Origin of the sequence: Carboxylicivirga agarovorans, from assembly GCF_050589845.1 — a bacterium.
GTDB lineage: Bacteria > Bacteroidota > Bacteroidia > Bacteroidales > Marinilabiliaceae > Carboxylicivirga > Carboxylicivirga agarovorans.
Genome location: NZ_JBNGPA010000001.1, coordinates 185,701 through 208,234, shown reverse-complemented (window position 1 = coordinate 208,234; position 22,534 = coordinate 185,701). Strand labels below are relative to the sequence as shown.

The 22,534-nt window shown below is 30.7% G+C and carries 29 protein-coding genes; 20 read left to right on the top strand and 9 right to left on the bottom strand.

The features are described 5' to 3' along the window. Positions 1-690 precede the first annotated feature (690 nt). From ACRD69_RS00855 to ACRD69_RS00845, 3 genes are all read left to right on the top strand, one after another. Complete coding sequence (locus tag ACRD69_RS00855) at positions 691-1,794, top strand: methyl-accepting chemotaxis protein (protein ID WP_430813160.1); 1,104 nt, start codon at positions 691-693, stop codon at positions 1,792-1,794. Positions 1,795-1,981: 187 nt separating this feature from the next. Beyond that, positions 1,982-2,179: a helix-turn-helix domain-containing protein gene (locus ACRD69_RS00850; protein ID WP_262327717.1), complete on the top strand. Its 198-nt coding sequence runs from the start codon at positions 1,982-1,984 to the stop codon at positions 2,177-2,179. A gap of 17 nt (positions 2,180-2,196) precedes the next feature. Beyond that, entirely contained in the window at positions 2,197-3,018 is an 822-nt protein-coding gene (locus tag ACRD69_RS00845) for a hypothetical protein (protein ID WP_430813159.1), read from the top strand. A gap of 195 nt (positions 3,019-3,213) precedes the next feature. Here the strand turns inward: ACRD69_RS00845 and ACRD69_RS00840 are convergent, their stop codons facing one another. Both ACRD69_RS00840 and ACRD69_RS00835 read right to left on the bottom strand, forming a co-directional pair. Then, the gene (locus tag ACRD69_RS00840; RefSeq protein ID WP_430813158.1) at positions 3,214-3,624 is read right to left on the bottom strand and encodes a hypothetical protein; all 411 of its coding nucleotides are present in this window, start codon (positions 3,622-3,624) and stop codon (positions 3,214-3,216) included. 71 nt (positions 3,625-3,695) lie between these two features. After that, positions 3,696-4,640: an alpha/beta hydrolase gene (locus ACRD69_RS00835; protein ID WP_430813157.1), complete on the bottom strand. Its 945-nt coding sequence runs from the start codon at positions 4,638-4,640 to the stop codon at positions 3,696-3,698. Between the two features lie 155 nt (positions 4,641-4,795). Here ACRD69_RS00835 and ACRD69_RS00830 point away from each other — a divergent pair, with 155 nt between their 5' ends. Next, the gene (locus ACRD69_RS00830; RefSeq protein ID WP_430813156.1) at positions 4,796-5,611 is read left to right on the top strand and encodes a hypothetical protein; all 816 of its coding nucleotides are present in this window, start codon (positions 4,796-4,798) and stop codon (positions 5,609-5,611) included. A gap of 120 nt (positions 5,612-5,731) precedes the next feature. On the opposite strand, the gene ACRD69_RS00825 is transcribed toward ACRD69_RS00830, so the two are convergent. Beyond that, complete coding sequence (locus tag ACRD69_RS00825) at positions 5,732-6,130, bottom strand: alpha/beta hydrolase family protein (protein ID WP_430813155.1); 399 nt, start codon at positions 6,128-6,130, stop codon at positions 5,732-5,734. 11 nt (positions 6,131-6,141) lie between these two features. On the opposite strand from ACRD69_RS00825, the gene ACRD69_RS00820 reads away from it, so the two are divergent. Next, the gene (locus ACRD69_RS00820; RefSeq protein ID WP_430813154.1) at positions 6,142-7,851 is read left to right on the top strand and encodes a recombinase family protein; all 1,710 of its coding nucleotides are present in this window, start codon (positions 6,142-6,144) and stop codon (positions 7,849-7,851) included. A 194-nt stretch (positions 7,852-8,045) separates the two neighbouring features. On the opposite strand, the gene ACRD69_RS00815 is transcribed toward ACRD69_RS00820, so the two are convergent. The 6 genes from ACRD69_RS00815 to ACRD69_RS00790 all read right to left on the bottom strand — a co-directional run bounded on the left by ACRD69_RS00815 (position 8,046) and on the right by ACRD69_RS00790 (position 12,678). Beyond that, on the bottom strand, positions 8,046-8,345 hold the full coding sequence (locus tag ACRD69_RS00815) for a hypothetical protein (protein WP_430813153.1): 300 nt from the start codon (positions 8,343-8,345) through the stop codon (positions 8,046-8,048). Positions 8,346-8,491: 146 nt separating this feature from the next. Continuing rightward, complete coding sequence (locus ACRD69_RS00810) at positions 8,492-8,767, bottom strand: hypothetical protein (protein WP_430813152.1); 276 nt, start codon at positions 8,765-8,767, stop codon at positions 8,492-8,494. Between the two features lie 30 nt (positions 8,768-8,797). Next, positions 8,798-9,046: a hypothetical protein gene (locus tag ACRD69_RS00805; RefSeq protein WP_430813151.1), complete on the bottom strand. Its 249-nt coding sequence runs from the start codon at positions 9,044-9,046 to the stop codon at positions 8,798-8,800. Then, entirely contained in the window at positions 9,036-9,254 is a 219-nt protein-coding gene (locus ACRD69_RS00800; protein ID WP_430813150.1) for a hypothetical protein, read from the bottom strand. Before ACRD69_RS00800 ends, ACRD69_RS00805 begins: the two co-directional genes overlap by 11 nt. A 146-nt stretch (positions 9,255-9,400) precedes the next feature. Further along, on the bottom strand, positions 9,401-9,589 hold the full coding sequence (locus ACRD69_RS00795; protein ID WP_430813149.1) for a hypothetical protein: 189 nt from the start codon (positions 9,587-9,589) through the stop codon (positions 9,401-9,403). Positions 9,590-9,648: 59 nt separating this feature from the next. Continuing rightward, entirely contained in the window at positions 9,649-12,678 is a 3,030-nt protein-coding gene (locus tag ACRD69_RS00790; RefSeq protein ID WP_430813148.1) for a DEAD/DEAH box helicase, read from the bottom strand. A 549-nt stretch (positions 12,679-13,227) separates the two neighbouring features. On the opposite strand from ACRD69_RS00790, the gene ACRD69_RS00785 reads away from it, so the two are divergent. The 15 genes from ACRD69_RS00785 (at position 13,228) to ACRD69_RS00715 (ending at position 22,530) form a co-directional block, all read left to right on the top strand. After that, on the top strand, positions 13,228-13,395 hold the full coding sequence (locus ACRD69_RS00785; protein ID WP_430813147.1) for a hypothetical protein: 168 nt from the start codon (positions 13,228-13,230) through the stop codon (positions 13,393-13,395). Further along, on the top strand, positions 13,395-13,589 hold the full coding sequence (locus ACRD69_RS00780) for a hypothetical protein (protein WP_430813146.1): 195 nt from the start codon (positions 13,395-13,397) through the stop codon (positions 13,587-13,589). Before ACRD69_RS00785 ends, ACRD69_RS00780 begins: the two co-directional genes overlap by 1 nt. A gap of 204 nt (positions 13,590-13,793) precedes the next feature. After that, complete coding sequence (locus ACRD69_RS00775) at positions 13,794-14,339, top strand: hypothetical protein (RefSeq protein ID WP_430813145.1); 546 nt, start codon at positions 13,794-13,796, stop codon at positions 14,337-14,339. 282 nt (positions 14,340-14,621) lie between these two features. Then, positions 14,622-14,810 carry a hypothetical protein gene (locus tag ACRD69_RS00770; protein ID WP_430813144.1) on the top strand — a complete coding sequence of 63 codons (189 nt, stop codon included), beginning with the start codon at positions 14,622-14,624 and terminating at the stop codon, positions 14,808-14,810. Next, the gene (locus ACRD69_RS00765; RefSeq protein WP_430813143.1) at positions 14,785-15,057 is read left to right on the top strand and encodes a hypothetical protein; all 273 of its coding nucleotides are present in this window, start codon (positions 14,785-14,787) and stop codon (positions 15,055-15,057) included. The genes ACRD69_RS00770 and ACRD69_RS00765 overlap by 26 nt, the downstream gene beginning before the upstream one ends. Continuing rightward, on the top strand, positions 15,057-15,209 hold the full coding sequence (locus tag ACRD69_RS00760) for a hypothetical protein (protein WP_430813142.1): 153 nt from the start codon (positions 15,057-15,059) through the stop codon (positions 15,207-15,209). Before ACRD69_RS00765 ends, ACRD69_RS00760 begins: the two co-directional genes overlap by 1 nt. Position 15,210: 1 nt before the next feature. Beyond that, entirely contained in the window at positions 15,211-15,582 is a 372-nt protein-coding gene (locus tag ACRD69_RS00755) for an HNH endonuclease signature motif containing protein (RefSeq protein ID WP_430813141.1), read from the top strand. A gap of 129 nt (positions 15,583-15,711) precedes the next feature. Then, on the top strand, positions 15,712-16,086 hold the full coding sequence (locus ACRD69_RS00750; protein WP_430813140.1) for a P27 family phage terminase small subunit: 375 nt from the start codon (positions 15,712-15,714) through the stop codon (positions 16,084-16,086). Beyond that, entirely contained in the window at positions 16,055-17,791 is a 1,737-nt protein-coding gene (locus tag ACRD69_RS00745) for a terminase TerL endonuclease subunit (protein WP_430813139.1), read from the top strand. The genes ACRD69_RS00750 and ACRD69_RS00745 overlap by 32 nt, the downstream gene beginning before the upstream one ends. Before the next feature lie 17 nt (positions 17,792-17,808). Next, positions 17,809-19,065: a phage portal protein gene (locus ACRD69_RS00740; RefSeq protein WP_430813138.1), complete on the top strand. Its 1,257-nt coding sequence runs from the start codon at positions 17,809-17,811 to the stop codon at positions 19,063-19,065. Beyond that, positions 19,058-20,770, top strand: a complete 1,713-nt coding sequence (locus ACRD69_RS00735) for an HK97 family phage prohead protease (protein WP_430813137.1) — start codon at positions 19,058-19,060, stop codon at positions 20,768-20,770. Before ACRD69_RS00740 ends, ACRD69_RS00735 begins: the two co-directional genes overlap by 8 nt. Positions 20,771-20,858: 88 nt before the next feature. Beyond that, positions 20,859-21,377: a head-tail connector protein gene (locus tag ACRD69_RS00730; RefSeq protein WP_430813136.1), complete on the top strand. Its 519-nt coding sequence runs from the start codon at positions 20,859-20,861 to the stop codon at positions 21,375-21,377. Then, positions 21,377-21,688: a hypothetical protein gene (locus ACRD69_RS00725; RefSeq protein ID WP_430813135.1), complete on the top strand. Its 312-nt coding sequence runs from the start codon at positions 21,377-21,379 to the stop codon at positions 21,686-21,688. The genes ACRD69_RS00730 and ACRD69_RS00725 overlap by 1 nt, the downstream gene beginning before the upstream one ends. 3 nt (positions 21,689-21,691) lie before the next feature. Then, positions 21,692-22,165, top strand: coding sequence for a hypothetical protein (locus ACRD69_RS00720; RefSeq protein ID WP_430813134.1), 474 nt, complete (start codon positions 21,692-21,694; stop codon positions 22,163-22,165). Positions 22,166-22,167: 2 nt separating this feature from the next. Continuing rightward, entirely contained in the window at positions 22,168-22,530 is a 363-nt protein-coding gene (locus ACRD69_RS00715; protein WP_430813133.1) for a hypothetical protein, read from the top strand. Positions 22,531-22,534: the final 4 nt, after the last annotated feature.

Below are 22,534 nucleotides of genomic sequence, written 5' to 3'. Positions count from 1 at the left end.
GATTTTAAAACAGGCGTAACAAAGAAAACAGAATACATACTCATAATGCAAAAGGGTGATAACGTTAGCTTATCATCCTTTTTTTGGTAAAATCAAATTATTAAGTAATTTAGATACTGATTCAATATAGGTTAAATACTACTAATTGGGAGATTTAAAGGTGATGCACAGACGTGTATCACCTTTTTTGCAGGTATCTGCCATTGCGGTTTGAAGCTTGTTTTGTTATTGATACATGTTTCGATTGGCTGTTTGGGTAATTAGAATGTGGGGATAATGAGATGACAAGCAAGTGGAGCCAGTACTGTAAAAATCTGCTTGTGCACATTAAGGTAAACGGGATATACTCGGTATAATTATTACACCATACTTTCAAAAATAAATTGACGATATTTATCATGAGCACTGAGAAAAACCATGACTAAATAGAGGTAATATTTACTAAATGGTACTCATAACAGGGGCTCAAATCAATGGTTGCTTACAGCTGTATTTCTTGCCTGTTCAGGCTCTTTTTAATGGTCAAAATATTAATAACTAATTAAATATATTAGGTTAACTGTAACCTAATATTAATGTAACCGTAGTAATACAATTTGTTAACTACTAATTGCTGTAAGAAAATTGCAATATGTATATTTGTAAAACAACAATCTGTCTAATTATTTATATTTTTTAACGCAAAGTATCATGAATGTATACTTGGAATACGTGATTCTTTTAACTGCCAGTTCTTTATTTTACCTGCCTGTAGTTTATTATATCGGTAGAAAGTCTATCATTTGGAAAGTGGCTCTTTATTTTTTACCCAGTTTGGCAACATTGGCTTTTACGGCTTTTAGTTTTGGGGTATCGCACAACTACTGGCTTTTTGTACCGGCATTGGGGGCTTTGTTCGCTACGGTTTATGTTTTGCAAAAAGTGGTAAAAAAACCGATTGGTGATATTCAAAAGATCATTGCCAGCCTGGAACAGGGTGATTTGGTAAAAGCGAAGAACCTGGATCAGATAAAAGAAAACAATGAGTTTGGTGTTATCAGCCGCGACCTGCAAAAAATGAGTGCTAATATTTCTGGCATTATCAGGGAGATAAAGCAAATATCGGCTGAGCTGGTCAACCATGGTGATCAGGTGGCCAATTCGGCCAGTCATTTAAGTACAACATCTAACACGCAGGCTGTAAATATTGAGGAGATAAGTGCCAACATTGAAGAGATCAACAGTAATATTCAGCAGAGTTCGTACAATGCCAACAGTGCAGAAAAGATCTCCAGGAATGCTGAAAAAGGAATCCAGAATGTATCCAACGCTTCAGCCATGACCAGCAATGCGATGAAGAAAATTAATACGGATGCAATGTCGATCAATGAAATTGCACTTAATACCAAAATACTGGCTTTAAATGCATCAATAGAGGCTGCTAAAGCGGCTGAGCATGGTAAGGGCTTTGCCATTGTGGCCAAGGAGGTGCAGAAGCTGGCAGAGAGCACGGAAGTGATCGCTGAGAGTATAACGAAGGAAGCTTCTGTTTCGGTATCACTGACAATGGAATCAAATGAGCATGTAACAAGAACGGTTCCGGAGGTTCAGAAGACCATGACAATGGTTAATGAAATTGCCAATAGCTCAATGGAGCAGACAAAGGCAATGGAACAAATTTCCATATCCATGCAACAGTTAAATGAAATTACACAGGAAAACAGTGCCAGTAGTGAAGAGTTAAGTGCCAGTGCAACACGACTTTTCGAACAGGCTAATGAAATGAATAAGTTGGTTGAGGTCTTTAAGGTCTAATACGTACGAGTAACATGAGATAAACATAAAATAAATTAAAAGCATATAGAGCCACCTCTTTTTAGGGGTGGCTTTTTTATTTTCCAGCAATATAATTATGTTGAATAAGAGGCTCTTGAAAATACCGAGTATACTCTGTAGACTTGTGACTTTAATAATATCAAATTTGCCAAAACTCAAGTGTGAAATGTTAGACGTTATTGGAGTTAATATTAGAAAAAAGAGAAAGGAAAGAGGATACTCTCAGGAAAAACTAGCCTTTAAAGCAGGTATTGATCGATCGTATATGGGTTATATTGAGAATGGGAAATACAATATAACCATATTAAAACTCGACCAGATTGCCAGAGCTTTAGATGTAAGTATCTCAGACCTAATTTATTAATCTAAAGTTTTAAAGTCATGAAAGATTTAAACCAGTTGATTGAGGTCACTTATCCGTACAATTCATTAAAGGATATTCGTACTCAGGGAACAACAGTGACAGCATCTTTTGAACAAGAGCTTTTCGATGCCAGTCAGGTTGAAGGAATTACATTAGCAGAAGCAGGTCGTCATATTGCCATTTTAGGTAGTTTGGCAGTTGCTAACATCAATCCTGTAAAAAACAAGCATTTTTATTTAGCAAGTAAGGCTACGCTTAAAAGGGTCCATGATCGCCCTTGTACCGGAACAAGCTACAGGGGGATAATGAATGCCATTGATTTTAATAAGAAATTTGGTGTGGCAGAAGGAGCTATACACGATAGTGAAGGTAAAATATTGTATACCGCCAAGGTGCAGTACTCGGTTTTAACAGTTCAATTGTTTGAGCGTTTCTTCCGCAAGTACAAATCATCAGAATTCAGAGCCAATGGTTTTAGCCCTTATGGTGATGTGGTTAAGCTGTATGATATGAACCTATGTCTTGATACAAGTTCAGCTTCACTTGGGGAAGTTAAACCGGAATGGTGTGTAGGACATTTTGATGAATATCCAGCTTTACCGGTGGCACAAATAAGCCAGGGTCTTATGAATTTGGCAGCAGCACAAAACAGGTTGATTAAAAATAAGGACAAGCAGTTCTGTATTAAAGAAGTTAATATGGATGCCGAATCATTTATTTTTGCCGGACAAAACCTTAATTTCCAGAGTGAATACGATAACGGTGAGGATTATTTTAAAACCAAAGCATATACAGAAGAGGTGGCTGATGCTGTTTCCCTGGATTGCTGGATATATTAATTGTAATGCGTCAAAACCGTGAATAATCCAGACACTGGAGATTGGTCATTGAATGTGTTTGGAGCTGGTTGTCGCATTTGGTTTCTGTTTTGTATTCTTTCTGTTATACAGACTTTCTATCATGCCTGTTGAAAGCAGAATACAAAAAGAGGGTGTCTGATACAGGACACCCTCATTGTTGTAAAAGAGTATTAATTATTGAGTGGCCTGACTGATGTTCACGTAATCAAAATAATTGCCGGCCTGCAGTGTAATTGACATGTGAATTACTTTGCCACTTGTGTTCTTTGGTAAAGAGATAATCATTGTAGTGCTTTCTATACGTTCAAAAGTGAATGCATCTTCCTCAATAATGTAGGAACTCTTTTCCATATCAACTTCCTCTGAACCATAATACTGATAGATGTTATCATTGATTTCAATGGCGCTGATCCACCACCATTCGCCTTTAGTTGTTATGGTAGCCGAGCTGGCATCGGCACCAAGGTCAACACTCTTAACAGAAAGATGAATGTTATCTTTCCACTTGCCAATGGGTTCGTCTTTCTCAACGCTGCAGGATATCAGCAATAAACTTATGCAAAAAATAATACCAAGCTGTTTCATGTGTCGGGTTTTAGCTTTGTTAATTAATATAGCAGATGCAAGTTCTTTTGAATGGTTGCTTTAATGCGTACTTAATTACCAATAAAATCAACAATGCCCTCAACTAATAGTGGAACAACTGGCAGTTTTCCATTGCTGTAGGTTGCAATATTTGACTTCTGTTCCAGGGGTGCCTCCTTTAATACATGGTTCATGTTATCGATGATCAGCAATTGGGAGTTTTTTGCAGCCTCATGAAGCTTTTCTGCATTATCGACTGATACTTGAATATCGGTTGTGCCATTAATAATAAGAGATGGAATATCCAACTTTTTAATCTCGCTGCAGGGATCATATTGTATCCATGATATTAAATAAGGTTGCATCAATGGTGAAAAGACACTGTATAACCAGGGGCTGACAGAATCAACCGCTTCGCCCTTTCTCAGAGATGCCAGTATGGTGGTAGATTCTTTATATAGTTCCTCTGACACCTTGTTTTTCAACTGTTTATTCAGGATTTTATCAATGGAATAACCTGCGCCTGCAATGGATATAAAACCATCAACAGTGCTTGCCTGTGCTGTCATTATACCGATTAATGAACCCTGGCTGTGACCGATTAAATATACCTTCTTAAAGCGTTGGTCAGATTTCAGCATGTTTGTCCAGAGCGTTACATCGTCAATAAAGTTTTCAAAACGCAGTTCACTTATTTGTATGGCAGCATTACTGCTTTTGCCAATTCCCCGTTTATCAAATCTGAGGCTTGAAATTTTGTTCCTCGCCAATTCTTCTGCCAACAATTTATAGGCATTGGTATGCATTGCCATTCCCGAATTCCCGTTTTGGTCAGTGGCACCTGAGCCGGGGATGATAATGGCAACATGAGTTGTATTGATTGAGTCGGCAACAAGTAAGGTGCCGCACAGTATGCCACTGGGTGTTGATAATTGAACAGCTTGTTTGTCATGGTGTTTTTGTGCGTAAGTCAGGGTGCTTACTGCAATGAGTATATTGAATATAAGTGTTTTCATAGCTAGTAGTTTGATGAATAAATATACGACTATAATCTTGTTGCCCACCATATCGTACTGCTCTTGAAAATAAACACTTATTAACCAATTCATACTGGACAAGCACAATACTTTTCAATATTTTATAGAAATATTAAATATAAAATCACTGAGAAATGAAAATTGGGATAAAAAAAAGCATGTTGTTGGTCGTGGTTGTTGTTTTGGCTTTTTTATCTGGTTCGACAAGTGCTCAAACCAAGAGAGAGGTTCAATTTACGCTCGATACTCTGTATAAATCTCATTTGAGATTGGTTGTTGAGTATGGTCAATTGATTGAAGAATGGAAAAAGTACGATGCCTTTTATCGGCATGTAAAACTGTCAATGCTTGACAAAGACCTGGTGAATGAGCCCATAGAGGCTGGAGTTTCACTTTTTGATAGTGTTTGGAACAAGAATACCGAGCGCTATAAATTACTGGAAGATTCAACGATTTATTTGCTTGATTCGCTAAGCCGGCTTCAGGGTTATCAGCAAGACCTCATTGTTCAAAATGATTTGTATGTACGTATGTTGAATGGTAAACTTACTGAAGCTTCGTATCCAAACACACCAAATGAGTTGTTGGGATTGTGGAACTTGTATTTAAGTCCAATGCAATTGAAGGGAGAAGGAACTAAATCAGGTCTCGTAAGTCATAATCCGTTTACAATAGCCGATTCATTGCAGAGGTATAATATTTATCAGCTGGAATTTATGGCAGATGAGCTTGCTAATATTTACTTCAAAGATGGAACAAAGCAAAATTGTTTTTATGAGGTGAAGGACTTTAGTGTGGGGGAACCATATGCAATAAGTTGTACGAAGCAAAAGGATGGTTTCGAAATGACCATCCATGTTTCTCCAATGCCGGCAGGGCTTGAAGTATCATACGAAATACCGGTTGATTCAACACAGGTGATATACTTCAATGGTCTTATGAAACATTAAGTATACCTAACTAGCAGTATAAGTAAAAGCGGATGTCAGAAATTTATAAGCGATAAAATAAGGCACTATTAGTTGTAAACAGTACATTCAATCTGAATTTCTGACATCCGTTTATTATACTTAAAAGCGGTATCCGGCTTTTTGAATATCTTGTAGATTGTTAATCGGATTCTCAGGTTTGAGGTATTTATTCATGTGTTTATATATTTTCACTCGTATTTCCTTGGCTGTTTTTGTGTCCATACGATCGAAGGAATGTCCACCCGGCACATCCTGGTAAATCTCATAATCGAACTGTTTATTATCAGCTTTTAATGACTTAATTAAATGCTCCACTTCCAATACATGTACATCGTTATCGTTTGTGTTGGTATGTATAAGCAATGGTGTGTTTTTAAATTTATGAGTATTCCACGCAGGAGATCTGCGGCGGTATTCCTCTACATTCTGGTGCGCCGACTGACCAATACCGTAGGAAAATAATCCAACTATAATTATATTTGAAATGTCAATAATCAAAATGATTGAAAATGAAGAATGTAATTATCTACAGCCGTGTGTCAACGAAAAGACAAGACACTTCATCATCTACTTTAATGTTAGAACAACATTATAAGGATAAGAACAAGTACAATATAGTAAAGGTGTACGAAGAAAAGAAATCAGGTAAACTACCAATCTTTGATAGACCTGTGTATAAAGAAATGATGGAGTATATCAGGGCTAATAAAGATGAAGTGGATGAAGTCGGTATCCATGAAATTAGTCGTTTTGGTCGTAAAAATTCCGATGTGATGACTGTAACGGATGAACTAATTGATTTAGAGGTAAATATATTTTCACTAAAAGAGCAAATATCACTTTTTCACACTGATAGAAATGGTAATTACACTGTTGACCCATCCACAAAGATGGTATTTTCAATAATATCTTCAATCGCTGAAAATGAACTATCTACAATTGAAGCAAGGAAAGAAAAAGGTGTTTTAAAGCGTAAAAATGATGGTTTAAGTCCAGGGTTAAGTTATGCAGCATATGGTTATAATGTTGATATTGAATCAGGGCAAATAACTATAAATGATGATGAAAAGAAGATTGTAAAGAAGATATTTAAACTTTACGTTGATAGTAAGTACGGTAGTAAAAAGATAATGCAATATCTTAATAATCATGGTATTCCTACTAAACATCAAAACCTACACGAAGAAGGTAAATTGTTGAATAGGAAAAAGATGATTAAGCGTGATAAGTGGTGTGATACTACTATTAATAAGATATTAGCAAATAAACAGTATATCAAACAAGGGAACTACCCAACACCACGTATAATTTCAGATAAACTTTTTGAAGCAGCAGCAGAAATTAGAAACTCACGTTCTAATGTTGGTCATACAAACAGATATAATTATCTGTTACCATCTAAAATTGTAAGATGTGGTGAATGTGGTTGTGCAATGACCATCACACGAAATACAACAAAATATAAGGGTAATCCACGTACTTACACACGTTATAAATGTCATGGTAGAAAGTATAATGAAAGATGTGTTGATACGCATTCAATCAGGGTTGATAAATTAAATAGTGCTGTTTGGAAGTTCTTAATAGAACAAGAAAACGAACTTTACCACGCTTTTACTGATGATGTATCATTAAATAACATTGATGAAAAAATCAGCGATATTAAGGTATTTATAAAGGAATCAAAGAAAGAATTAGAAGAAGCTATTAAAGAAGAAGAAAGATTTGTTAGTAATGTTAGTTCACTAACTTTCATTGATGCTGAATTACTTAAAAAACAACACACTACCATAAAAAAGAAACAAGAAAAATTATCTAATGATATTGATAGTTATAAAACTGAAATATCTGAACTAAAGGAATATAAAGAGAAATTCAATGATTATAAATCATTTCTACGTAATGTAAAAGGTGATGCAGCTAAATTAAGAAGGTTAATTGATAACGTGGTTTCAAAAATTCACCTTTATACTATTTATGAAGATAAGCTACATTCAACTAATATGATTGTTTGTGTTGAATTTGTTGGTGGTTTAAAAAGATATTTTCTAACAGGTAGTAAATTAGATTTTTTAATAAAGATACCTAACCTCACTTTTGATAAAAACTTTAATAACAGGGTGTTTAGTTTCAGAAAAAATGAAACATTTGATAATCTAATTATGAAGAAGATACCGATAGTAAAAGATATAAGTGATGATGGTGAAGTATTAAATTAGATTATACAAAAAACCCTTAACAATTAGCTGTTAAGGGTTTTTCATATCCATAGTTTTTTTAGTTCTTTCATCGCTTCATAATTTAAGCAGCTTTTTTAATTTCAACTGCATCATTATTTTTCTTCAACACGAAAAGTAGTTCATTCACCTTCTTCTTTTTATAAACTATAAATGAATTAGTTGAATACTTAACTCTAAAATATTTCATCCAAATAATCTTCAAACTCTTCATTGCTTTTAAAAATTTTCGTACCCATATAATTACACTTATTACAATAACTATCTACGTAATTACCAATTTTTTCAACCTTACCACCTTCATTCGGTGCAATATGTACACCATTGTAGATAACAACAACATCAGATGAAAGACAATTTGCACATAGTTCTATTTCATAGATATCACCGAATTTTTTACTTTGTTCATCAACTTCTTTATAGAAATTATTTAATGCTTTTTCTTTATTCATTTTTTTTAAAACTTTTTCTTTCATATTATTTAAAATTTAATTATTTATTTATTACTTATAATACCCAACGGTCCTATTTGTAGTATGAGTTTTGAAAAAAGTTTAAAAAAAAATCAAAAAAAAAAGAGCAACCATAATTGATTGCTCTTTAAATGAGGTAGATGTAGGTGTTATTCACCTTTTAATTCTTTTAATCTTTTTTCTAATTTTTCTATTTCAGCAGCTTTCATTTCTTCTACTTTATCATCTGCTAATTCAGCTACACTTCTATAATTATCTATTTCTTCAAATACTGAAAATCTAATTAGATTACTTATCAATTCAAATGTTGGCTGTTCACCTAATGCTTTCATTAAAGATTGGTAATAGCTTTTTGGTTGCTTTTTTTCTAATAATCCTTCAATTGATTTGGCAACTTCTGCACTACTAAATTTTTTCTCACTCATAGTTTTAATTTTAAAATGTTTACCTCAAAATTAACAAATAAATTTAAAATAAACATCATCAATAATACCATCGGTATCTTCAAATACTTCAACTATTCCTACTTTTTTATAGTGTAAGAAGTTGATAGATGATAACAATTTTTCTTTCTTCTTCAATGAAATCACAGGTACTTTGATTAATATACTATCATCATCATGTGTTACTATGCTACCTGATAGGCTTAATTGACTGCTTACTAATGCTATATGTTGTCCGAACTGGAATGTGTTATTCTTCATCTATCTTTTTCATTATTTTTTCAATCTTCTCTTTTCTTAAAAGACAAGTAATTTTTCTTTGAAGGTTAGGTTGTAGATTTTCGAATTTTTCCCAACACCACCAATCATCAGATAAAAAGATTAGTACTTCAATACTACCATCTTTTTTAATGTCAATATCTGACAGTTGAATATGACTATAATCATTTAATCTTACCATTGGTTTCATCTTCTTTTTTTCCTATCAACCATTCATATAATGGTGTAGTATAAGCAAATACAACAAAAGCTAATGCAGTAATAGTTGCAGGTGGATGTACTAAATATGTTAGTACAGGAATCGAGCATATTAATGATGATGTTGTTATCTTTTTCTTAGTTAGAAGTTTCATTTTGGTTAGGGTTTGATTTTATAATTGATTTTAGTTTATCAATTTTCTTTTTTCTTAGCTTTTGACTTTTTAAATATGACCATTCATCTAATAATTGTTCAGCACTAATATTGTTATCAATTTGCTGATTGAATATGTCATGTAATTCACGTTTGTTTAATTCATCATTCATGGTTGTAATATTTCTTTTAGTAGTATTTATTTAATTCTAAAAGTCATATTTTTCCAAAATCATTTTAATAAGTAAATTTTTCTTGGTGAACCATTAATTCTTTTGCTTTTCTTACCTGATATAAAGCGTTTTATGAAGCTTAAATAAATACCTAAAGATTTATTATTTTTTTCAAATTCTTTTTTACCATCTTCATTTTCAAAATATTTATAATCTTTATCATTATTTTCAAAGTGTGATATTACATCATCAATTAGAATGTATCTATAATGCTGTTGTATCGGATTCCTTTTTGTTGCACGTGTGTAACCATCATGTATTTCAATATTATTAGAAATAATATCAATCATCTTATTTTGTCGCTCATAAGCTAATTTAGATAGTGTATCTAATTGTTTACCATTACTTTCATCTAACTTTAATTTCTTTTGACGTGCTAAAAAACGTGCAAACACATTATCATTCTGCACTACATTGTGTAGGTTATCATCTATATCAATATCTAACATCTTCATTTCATTACACCTACCAACTAATTTAGTATAGAATGATTGGTTGAATTTGATAACAGATAGAGTATCATTATTAATATCAACATCACCAAATTCACCTATAAATTGAAGGTGTGGTGTGTTGGTTAAATGGTTGATGATTTCTTTGTAGTGTTGAATAAATATATCAGCTAATATTTTAGATGAATCTAATTTATCATCATTACCTTTCAATATAAAAACCTGTTCAGTATCAAAGTAGTAGTTTAATGAAGCATCACAAATATCTATCTTATTCATGTAAAGCTGATGGTATGTATTATTGTAGATTTCTAACTTAATTGCATCAGTATTTAACACATATTTACCTGTATTTTCTAACTTGATGAAGTAATTACTATTTACATACTCTTTACCATCAATGAAATTAGCGTTTAATAAAGCTTCTTTCTTTCTTAATTCTTTCAATCGTTGCTGATAGTATGTATCATCATGAAAATTCGTGAAATCAACATTTTTTAAAAAACTATCTGTTCTACTTTTTGATAATAGGTAGATATTCAGGTTTTTTATTTTTCTAAATCGGTTACTTAATTGCTCAATTTCAAATGGTGATAAAGTAGAGTTTTCAATAATAATTAAATCATTCCATTCAATGTTATTGAAGTTGATACCATCAGATATAAATGATGTACTGATGTAGTGTGTGTGGTTCAGTTCTTGGTCAATAACCACATCTTTTACATCTTTTTCATTCTTAACTTGACTATTCAAATAGTGAAAATCAACATCTTTAAAAGTTTCAGCTATATTTTTTGATGCATCGAAATTGTTGTAAAAAATCAACTGCTTTCTATCACCATCAATCAAACCTTTTAATGTGGTTGTGTGATGCTTAGAGATTATTTTAGTAAGCTTTTTTTTCTTCTTATTGTTCTTGTTCAGGTTGATGTAATAGTATGATGATTTAGCTATTAAATAAGGTTCAGGTGTTGCACTGGTTAGGATTAATTTAACATCGGGAATATTTGAAAGAATTTCGTTTGAATAGAACACTAAATTCTGAATTTCATCAACACATACTAATTCTGCATCAGATACATATTTTAATTTTGGTGTAGATGATAGAATTAATAATCTTTCATCTGATGAATAATCATCTTTGATGTATCTATTACCTATACCGTAATTTTTTACTAATCTTATTTTATCACCTCTACCTTTATTGAATGCTTCTAATTTACTTTCAATTATATGATGTTGTTGGTCAAGTAATGAATTTTTAGGTATTACGAATACAACACGTTTTAAATCAGTTGCTAAAGACTTAATAAAATAGTCTTGTAATAATGTACTTTTACCTGCACCTGGTTCTGCTTTTAATACTGTTCTTTCATTACTATCAAAAGCATCAAATAAGGTGGTTTGATGTTCTGAAATATATTCATCATATGAAAGCATCAAATCATATTTATTATTGAAAAAATCACTGTTATATGAAGAATTACGCAAAGGATTAACGCTATAAATATCACCAAACAATGAAGATAATGGTGTGATATATGTAGCGTTAAGAGTATGTAAGTGTTTTACAAACTGTTCATAATTACTTAAAAACATGTGTCTTTTCTTACCTACATATAACTTACAGAAGAAATTGTAAAAGTGTTGTCTATACTCATCATCAAGATATTTCAAGGAAAAGCGCAAAGATAACGATGGTTGGAGATGCGCCATTTTTGAAGATAGTATATCAAGGATTTTAAGCCATTCTTTTTTACTTTCTTCATCAACATGTGCTTCTTTATTCTTTTGAAAGAGATACTTTAAAAAATCGCTCGCATATAGGTTATTTAGTGATGCTGTTTGTTCTACAGATAACGATGTTTTTGATTTATAATTCAATTCAGAATCAAAAGCAACACCATCAATTCTATATTTTAGGATATGTGCATAGTAATTAAAGTGATAGATTGAATTACTTGAAAAAATACCTTGTGTAACATTGGTTGCTGATGGGTCCAGATAACCTACTTCATTACCATCTGAATCTAAATGTGAATAAAGATTGATTTTTTTAAGATGTTCTTTAACTACTTCATAATTCTTTATCATTAGCATATCTACTAATGTTGAATTATCAGCATCAAAAGATGTATAATGATTGAAATAGTAATCAGATATTACATTGTAGATTGCTTTAATGCCTTTACCTGATGATGAGTAAGCAGCTATTAAACAAGCTGAATCATTTTTAAAATTGTTAAGTGTTCTTTCTAATCCTTCAGCTAATGTTGAAGATTGTGTATCTTTTAGAAATAGGTTGATTTGTTCCTGTTCCTTAAAATCAATATCAACTATGATTGTGTGAGGTAATAAAGCGTTTGATTTGTTCTTTTTATAACTTTTAAAAGGGTTAATTTGAATTAACCTTCTTTCTATCTTGGTTGTATCGGGTTGAATGAAATATTTGCTGAAATCAGCTAAAAATGCTGTTGTAGTAGCTGTTGTTTCTTTGATATTATCAAAGATATTTAGTTCTATTTCTGTTCTAAATTGTTCAATAAAATTTTTGTCAGTGAATAACTCATTGTTCATTTCTTTTTATGGTTCATTTTTTAATTCATTCAGGTTTTAAAAAGTGGTGGATGATTGGCCGACCATCCACCGAACCATAAAATGAATTTTAATCATAGACTACATTAAATCTATATAGGTATATATTGATATTTTCAGATGAAAAGTTGAAAAATTGAAAGTTTTTTTTCAAAAAAGTGAAAGAAATATTTGAAATCACCATTTAAAGCCTTTAAAGGTTAATTTGAGTAGTAATGTTTGAAATGATATAACCCTATATAGGTTACCTCTTTTCTTAAACTACTACTCAAAATTATTTTTAAACTAATTCATATACATTTCTCGGTTATTTCTTCAATATATCCACATAAAAAAACCACCTTTCAAACTAATGAAAGATGGTCAAACTAAAAATAAAAAATAAACCTTATAAATTACTGAACTCTATATTATAGATAGGGTGAATGATTAAAAAAGTTTATTTTTTTTTCTTCAAAAATGGAAAAAAATGACTTTCAGATATTGATATATACAGTATAGGGTTTACTCTTAAAAAATAACTAAAATAAAATGAATATAGAGCAGAAAAGGATACAATCTAAAATCAATGACTATAAAATTACATTAACCGAAATTGAACAGCAGATTAAGAAAAAGGAAAACAGAAAAAGAATAATTAAAGATGAAATTGAAGAATTAGAAGCTGAATTATCTTTTAGAAAAAGAAACGATGTGTAATGACCAAACAACAAATAATTAAAGCGTTCAAATCAAGAAATATAAGGTATAATAATATCTTATTGATTGAAGAATTACCCGACCATTATTGTATATGTTATGATTTTGATATACAAGGTAAAAAAGATGTAGTTGGTAAGAATTATTACTTTTTGAAAAAAGAAGATGTTGATGATGGCGTGGTGGTTGAATGAAGGACAAGACAAAATAGTAACAATATTTGACCCACATAATAAACTTATTTATATCAGGTTAAACGATAAAGAACTAAACCCACTACCAATAACATCTGATGCTGATGTTATTTACAGTTATATTATTAAATGTAAGGAAATAGCACAAAGAAAAAGTAAAATAGAAAAGATAACCGATAGGGTAAAAAAACAATAAACTATGAATTGAATAGAAAAAGAATTAAACAATTACCAAACCGTGAACTATTAGACCTTTACATCGGTACATTACCACACGAAGAACTATTAGAATACTTCAATATTACAGATAGTCAATATCAATCTATTCTGTTCGATAAGCCAATTAGACAAATCTTCAAATCAGGTGCAAATAAAGCTTATTTAGAAGAAGATACACCACCACCATCATCTGTTGAACTATCAGAAAAATATAAGGTAGAAATTACTAAATTCTTCATTGAAAATATTGATAAGTATAATCAACGTCCTGAAATTATTGATGGTCAATCTATGACCAAAGAAGATTACTTTATGAATCAGGTGTTAAAGATGATGAATACTAATGTTATTCAAAGTAAAAAAGAATGTGGTGCATCAGTAAGAAATGCAATTATTGATGGTTATAAAAAGAATAGTAGTAAAGTAAAGTATTTAAATAATATACAAGATGATATAGTATTGAATGATTTTGAAAAATTAGCTGATGAAGAATATTATAATTACATCATCAATAAATTGAATTTAATTTGAGTAGTAGTTTATGAAAAGGGTTAACTATATAAGGGTTATATCATTTCATAAACTACTACTCAAAACACACTTTAAATGATTTAAATGATGTTTTTGAAAATATTTTAAAAATAATTGAAAAAAACACCATTTATTAACAAAGTTATTCGTCTATATAGTATAGGGATATAACAAAAGAGATTAAAACATAATTAGCTTATAAAAACAGGGTGGTTTATTCATCTGAATAGTAAAACCTATCCACCCACTTAATTAAGCTGATAAAAAAGATATAATAGAGATATGGAAGAAAGACAAATTTTAAAAGTTGATGGTGCTGCATTAAATGATTTAATTGTAATAGCACAAAATGCAATAACTAATGTATCATTTATTCATCTGAATAATACGGTTAAAGCATTAGCTATTCAAGAATTAAATAAAGAGGAAATTAAACCAACACAAGATGAAGAAACATGTGATAATAAGTAGTTTAATAATTCTTAAATTACTTACTTATCCATTACTTCTTATAATCAATCCTGATGTGTTTATATCATCTATAAATACACTAATGGTTACCGATATTATTATTTCAATGATAGTACTTAATCATAAGTGGTTAGATAAGAAGTATAAGCAGTTGATTAAGTGGTATAAGGAAGAAGATAGAAAGCATAAAATCAAGAAAAAGCAATATTTAGAATTTCTTGAATATCAAAAAAGAATCAATGAATAATGGCTAAGAAAGCAAAAGCCTATACAGCAACATATACAGGTAAAGGTGGTCATATTAGAGAATTAGATAAAGAATTTAAGACTAAGAAGGAGTTAGAGAAGTATTTAAAGCATTACAATATAGCTAACTACAAAATCAAGCCTATCTATTAGGGTGAGGAAGAAAGAAAGATATTCTTTCAAATGGGATATTAAGAAGAAAGAGTATAAGAAAGGTTATAGCGAAGTATCACAATCAGGTTTCTATAATCGTTCTGAATGGCAAAAGATTAGAAACTATTATATTTTCATTAATCCATTATGTGAACGATGTAAGAAGAAAGATATAATAAAAGAAGCTGATGTTGTTGACCATATCACACCATTAACACTTGATGATGTATACAGTGATAACCATTCAATGTTATATGATGATAATAATTTAATGTCATTGTGTAATAAATGTCATAGTTTAAAAACTAATCGAGAACAAAAGATAAATCATCAATTAATGAATGATTTATTCACATTCCCAAATAAAAAATAATAAGCGGTGGAGGGTATATTAAATGAAAAAGCTCATAAGTACCTGAACCACACCACCCTAAGACTTACATAAAATATCGTGTTTCAGGGGTGATTTGGGGAACACAGAAAAAACAACAGGTAACACAAAATGACATGGCAACAAATTAAGAAGAAATTAGAAGAATTAAATATTTATCACCCATCGTTATTACCTGCAATACATCAACTTATAGATGTTGATAGTTCATTAAAAGAAATTAGAAAAACACTTAAAAAAGATGGTTTTTCGATTAAGACAACAAGCCGTGAAGGTGCAGATAGAATTGTACCACATCCATTATTAAATGAATTAAATAAAATGGAAATAACAAAAGCTAATATTCTAAATAGTTTAATGTTAACACCTGCATCATTGAAAAGAAATGGTGTAGAAATTCAACCAACAAAAGATGATGATTTTGATGACGCTTTGAAAAAAAGAGTAGATAATATTGAAACCGTTAAGACTAATAAAAGAAAGTAATGTATTTGAAGATGAAGTAATTAAAAGAGCGTTTCAATATGAAGATGATGTACTTTCAGGTAAGATTGCAGCAGGTGAATATTTAATTAAGGCAATAAAAAGAAGTCAGGAATTAAGAAAAGAATATAATTATAATGAATTAGCATTTAGGGATATAGCTATTCTATTCTACCATATGTACATACCAATACAGGATAGACCAACACAATTTTTACCTGATGGTTGGCAATGTTGGATTTTACTAAACCTGTTTGCAATACTAACAGATGATAATAAAAGACTTCACACTGAAGGATTAGTATTAGTAGCAAGGAAATCAGGTAAAACAATGTTTGGTGCTGCAATAATGATTGCAATACTTTTGAAATATGGTGGTATGAGTGGTGAATTATTTGGTGCTGCAACAGTTCAGAAGCAAGCACAACAACTTATGAATTACTGTAAAGTAATCATTCGCAATTCACCAATGATTAAAAAGAGAATTAAACAATACCGTGATGAATTACATTTTGATGATGGTTATTCATTACATGTGTTGTCTCAACTATCAGAACAACAAGCAGATAAGGCTGATGGAAAAAATTGCAGCGCATGTCTATATGATGAGGGCCACGCATTTAAAACGGCTGATTTAAAGCAAGTTGTAATAACAGGTATGGGTGCAAGGGCTAACCCTTTATTCTTAACCATAAGTACTACAGGTTTTCTTACTATTGGTTACCCATTATATGAGCAGGTAGAATTAGCTAAAAAAGTTCTAAATGGTAAAATAAAAGATGATGCAACTTTCTATGCTATCTATCAATTAGACAGTGAAGAAGAAGCAAAATCATCTGATATTTCAGTGCTTGAAAAGGCTAATCCTGGTCTTGGTTCGGCTATATCAGAAAGTAGGCTACTGTCAATGAGGGATAAGGCATTATTACTACCATCATCATGGAAGCATTTTTTAGTGAAGAATGCTAATATATTTCAAACTTCTATTGAAGACCCATTTATAGCACTTGAAGATTTTGAAAAGTGTTGTAAATCTGAAATTAAGTTAGAAGAACATTATGGTGCACGTGCTTGGATAGGGTTAGATTTATCAACTAAGGTTGATTTAACTGCAATGACAGTTTTAATTGAAGACCAAACAACAAAAGAATTACAAGTGTATCCATTTCATTATTTCCCATCAAGAAAAGATGATTTTGGAAATGAAAGAAATAAGGTAGTAAGGGCAAATGGTGCAGACTTACAACCAATGATAGATGCAGGTTTTATTAAGGTACACGAAAACAGAATCAATTATGATTTAATCTATCATGATATTAAAGAAATTATAGAACATTTTGATGTTCAAATTATTGGGTATGACCCATATTCAGCAGAAGATTTAGTTAATAAACTTAAAGCAGATATTGATATAGCACATATTGAAAAAATACCTGTATCACAAAGTATAACAACACTTTCACCACCATCTAAATTATTAGAAGAATTGGTAATTAGTGAAAATATAAACTTTGGTTTTAATCCTGCTTTGAAATATTGTAATTCAAACGCACGAATAAAATTTTCACAATCATCTAATTTAATACGTGTTATTAAAGATGAAATGTTGAACCCAATTGATAGTATTATTTCTACTATTATATCATTGGCGTTATACATGGAAAGTGAGTATTCAACACTTTCACACATTCTTGATAATCAAGAATAAAAAAGAATCAAATATGAATGTTATTTTTTGATTTACTAAACGGTTTACCGTTGGTTGGTTCATCAACTAAATATGGTCATACACAAACAATTTTAAATGGTTTAGATGCATCCTACGAAGCAGAAAATATTACTGTTTTATACACGTGTGTTAAAATCCTTTCTGATAACTTTTCACGATTACCAATATTAGTAAAAGATGAAAATGGACAAGTTATAAAAGACCATCGAATTAGTTATTTATTCAACATTAAACCAAATGGTTATACTAACCCACAAACATTAAAAAGTACATCTGAATGGGAACGTAATATTTTTGGTAATAGTTTCTACATTATTCACAATGATAGTTTAGAACATGTATCTGCATCTGATGTAAAAGATTGGAGGTTACAGAATAATCAATTAGAGTACGATATTTACCCTAATTCAGATATTAGGATAAAAGGTAAGAGAAATAGAAAATACATCAATAGTAAGGATATATTACACTTTAAAGGGGTAAGTAATGATGGTGTATTTGGTTTATCACCACTTTCAGCAGCACATGGTACATATCAGTTAATGAGTAACGCAAACAGAACCATTAACAACTTCTACCGAAATAATGCTATGTCAACACTTGCTATTGAAAGAACAATACCAAGTGGTGGTAAGTATGAGAATATGATAGCTGATAAAAAGTTATTTGATAGTAATCAATCAGGTTCAGTTAATGCAGGTAAAACAATACACTTATCATTAGGTGAAAAGATTACGCCATTAACAGTAAAATTTGCTGATGCTGAATTAATTAAAACACTTGAATTTTCACGTGATACAATTACTTCACTCTATCAGATACCTAACTACATGTTATCAGCTAATGATACATCACAAAACATTGAGCAACAAACAAGAAGCTTTGTAAATAATACAATGGCTAATATCAGTAAGATTTATACAGATGAAATTGCTTTTAAGATGTTTACAGATGAAGAAAAAATTAAAGGTTATACAGTTGAATTTGATTTAGATGCACTGATTGATATAACATTTGCAGATAAGATAACAACACTATCTACTGCAATTTCAAATGGTATAATGACACCTAATCAGGTAGCAGATAAATTAAACTTACCACACGTTGCAGGTAAATGGGGTGATTACCATTTAGTACAAGCGCAATATTTACCATTAGAGGAAGAAGGAAAAAATAACCCATTGCTTAAAGATTCACCAATGATTGATAAGCAAATAGAGGATAAAAAACAATCTAATAATCTTAATGAATGATAATAAAACACCAAAAATCATCATTAGGTCAGATGCAGATTCAGGTAATCAATATTTAGATATTACTGCAATAAAATTCAACGAAGATTCAAAGATTGGAACAATTAAAGAAAATGGTAAAACCATAATTGAAAGAGTTGAAAAAACTGCATTAGATGATACTGATTTATCAGATGTTATTGCAACTGTTCAACATGAAAAAGGAAAGATTTTAGGTAGAACAAAATCAGAAACTTTATCAATAAAAATTACTGATAATGAATTAATTGCATCTGTTTTGATTGGTGATACACAATTACATAGAGATACTATTGAAATGGTGAATAGAGGTGATTTATATGAATCATCTTTTAGAGCAATTATTACTGATTACGATGATGAATATTTAGGAGGTAATAAGATTTTACGCACTATTAAAAAGATAAGTATTCTAAAAGATGTAAGTATTGTAACAGAAGGTGCATATGCTAATACACCTGTAAAAATCATCACACGTTCAGGTGAAGATGATGAAAAAAATAATCATGATAATTTAATGTCAGATGAAGAAATTAATGAATTAAAAGAAAAGGTAGCTTCATTAGAAAAGGAAATTGAAAGAGCAAAACAAGAACCTGAAAAAGATGAACAAGAAAAAGAACCTGAAAAGGGTGATGAAAAAGTAGAAGATGAACCATCTAAAAAAGATGAACAAGAACCTGAAAAGGAAGAAAAAGATGAACAAGAACCTGAAAAGGAAGAAAAAGAAGAAAAAGAACCTGAAAAGGTAGAAGAAGATACTGATAAAGAAATTGAACGTTCTGCATCAGAAAAAAATGAATTAAAAAACATAATGAATGAAAAAACTCAACTTGAGATAATTAGACAAGCGATTAACACAGAATCAGCAAAAAACACAATTGAAATTTCACGTGCAGCAGGTGATGGTGAAAGTTCAAACTTTACAAAGTTAACACCTCAAAGTGTAGCACAATTAGATATAGTTGGTAAAGCACCAATTTGGGCTGAAATGGGTGTTGATTACATGCCAGGGTGTTCAGGTGTTATCACATTACCTTATGAAGATGCAATTGTTGCAGAACAATTAGCAGAATTAGCAAGCGTAACCAAGCAAACAGAAACAGATAATGGTACTGTTGTATCAGCTAAAAGATACCAAGCTACTAAGGTTTGGACTTTAGAAACTCTTTCTAATATGACTAATGAGGGTTTAGAAGCTCAAATTAATAACCTACGTCAATCAATCGACAGAAAGGTAACAGCAGATGTATTTAACGCAGTATTTACAGGTGCAACAGTAGTTGCAGGTGTAACAGCAGTTGATGAAGCAGGTGTAGATGCATTAGCAGAAGCATGTGATATTGATAATGAATATTCATTTGTAATGTCACGTTCAATGTTCTATAGCAAGAAATCAGTTAAAATTGATAGTGGTTCAGGTATTAATTTATTCAAGAAGTCAGGTAAGTTTGGTGAAACTTTCGATGGTGATAAGGTTTACTTTTCTACTCTTTCACCTGTAGCAAACAAAATTGCAGGTGGTGATATGTCAAAAATTACTGTTTTAGATTTCGATAACGAACATGTAATTATTGATAATGTAACCCTTTCAGATAAAGGTCAAGTTAAGGTAACAGTAGTTAAGATGTTAGCAGTAGCATTAAGAAACCCTAATGCATTTAGTGTTTCAGGTGTGATTGTTTAATACGTCCTTCCATAACTCTATATATCAGGGTGTTTTTCAGGTGGTGATATTCTTCACCACCACACCCTTCAAAAATTAAAGAATATGAATGATTAATAAATCAATAAACAGTTATACACTAACGGTTAATGAACTAAAACAACACCTAAATATTGATATTGATTACATTGATGATGATACATATCTACAATCACTTATAGAGGTTGCAACACAACATGTTAGTAATTTAATCAATTCTGATATAGAGTTAACCACAAATCAAGGTGTATCAACAGATAAGGATAATTTAAACGGTATATTTTATACTTCACCATTTGTATCTATTTCATCATTAATTGTTGATGGTAATAATATTAGTACATCAGGGTTATCAATCAATGAATACTATTCACATTTTGAAATAGAAGATATTGAAGCAATAGAATCAATTGAAATTGAATTTATAACAGGATACAATACATTACCAACACCTTTAAGACATGCTATAATTATCTATGCTTCTGATTTATATGATACTTTAAGAAATGATACAGTTGCAGGTGTGGGTATTACAACAACAAAAGTAGTTGAAGCACTTACAGCAGCTTATAAAAGAAAATATTGGTAATGAGAAGTGGACTATTAAAAGATAAAATCATATGGAAGAAATCAACCAAAATCAATAATAAAGGTGATGTATCTTATACTTACGAAGAAAGAGAATTAAGGGTTTATATTTCAAGAAGTTCAGGTAGTAAAGGTGTAGATAATAATGAAACATTTACAAGTAATAATATCAACTTTAAATGTAGAAATAATTATAACTTTTCTAATGAAGATAAATTCATCTATAATGATGCTGAATATGTTTTAAATAATTCATTACCAACAGTTGATAGAATTTGGTTAGATGTATCTATTTCAAAAAAGAATAGTTAATGAATGGCACAATTTGAAGCAAATATTAGAATTGACCAATCGGAACTGATAAAAGATACTAAATCATTGGTTGATTTGACTAATAAGGAGTTGTTAAGAATTTATAACCGTTCATTAGCAAAAGCATCTATTCAAACAGTTGTAAAAGAAGCACGTAGGGATTTAAAAAAGTTTCTTTCATTTAGTGAAGATAGTACAGGTGCAACAGCTAAATCATTAGGTGTTAAATCTGCTAAAAAATCACCATTGGTTTTAATTGGTGGTCGTACAGGTAGATATGATTCTCAATTGATACATATACTTGATTCAGGTACTACAGACAGAACAACAAAAGGTGGTAGATACACAGGTAAAGTTATAGGATTAGATTTCTATTCTTCTGCACTACGCAGTAAATCAACTGATTTGCAATCAAAATTTGTTGATTTTCTGTATCAAAATTACACCAAAAGTGTAATAAAAAAGATAGATAAATAATAATGGAAAGGTTGAATGAATTTATTTATGATGCACTTGTAAGTAATTCAGCTTTAACCAATTTAGTAAATGATAATATTTTCGTTGTTGATGTTCCTGAATCAACCGATAACCCTGTTATTCAATTTGCAAGAATAATAGAATCTAACCATAATAAACTTTCAAGAAATGATAAAGCAACTATTCTAATGAACATCTACACAGATGATTACTATTCAGGTTGTGATATAGTGAAGATGGTAACAGATACAATTGATAGGAAATCAGATAAAAACAATGGAATTAACGGTATTTATCGTGAATCAGTTAGAGAGGTAAAAAGCGAATACGCACACATACAAACAATCACATTTAATGTGAGTTAAAAAA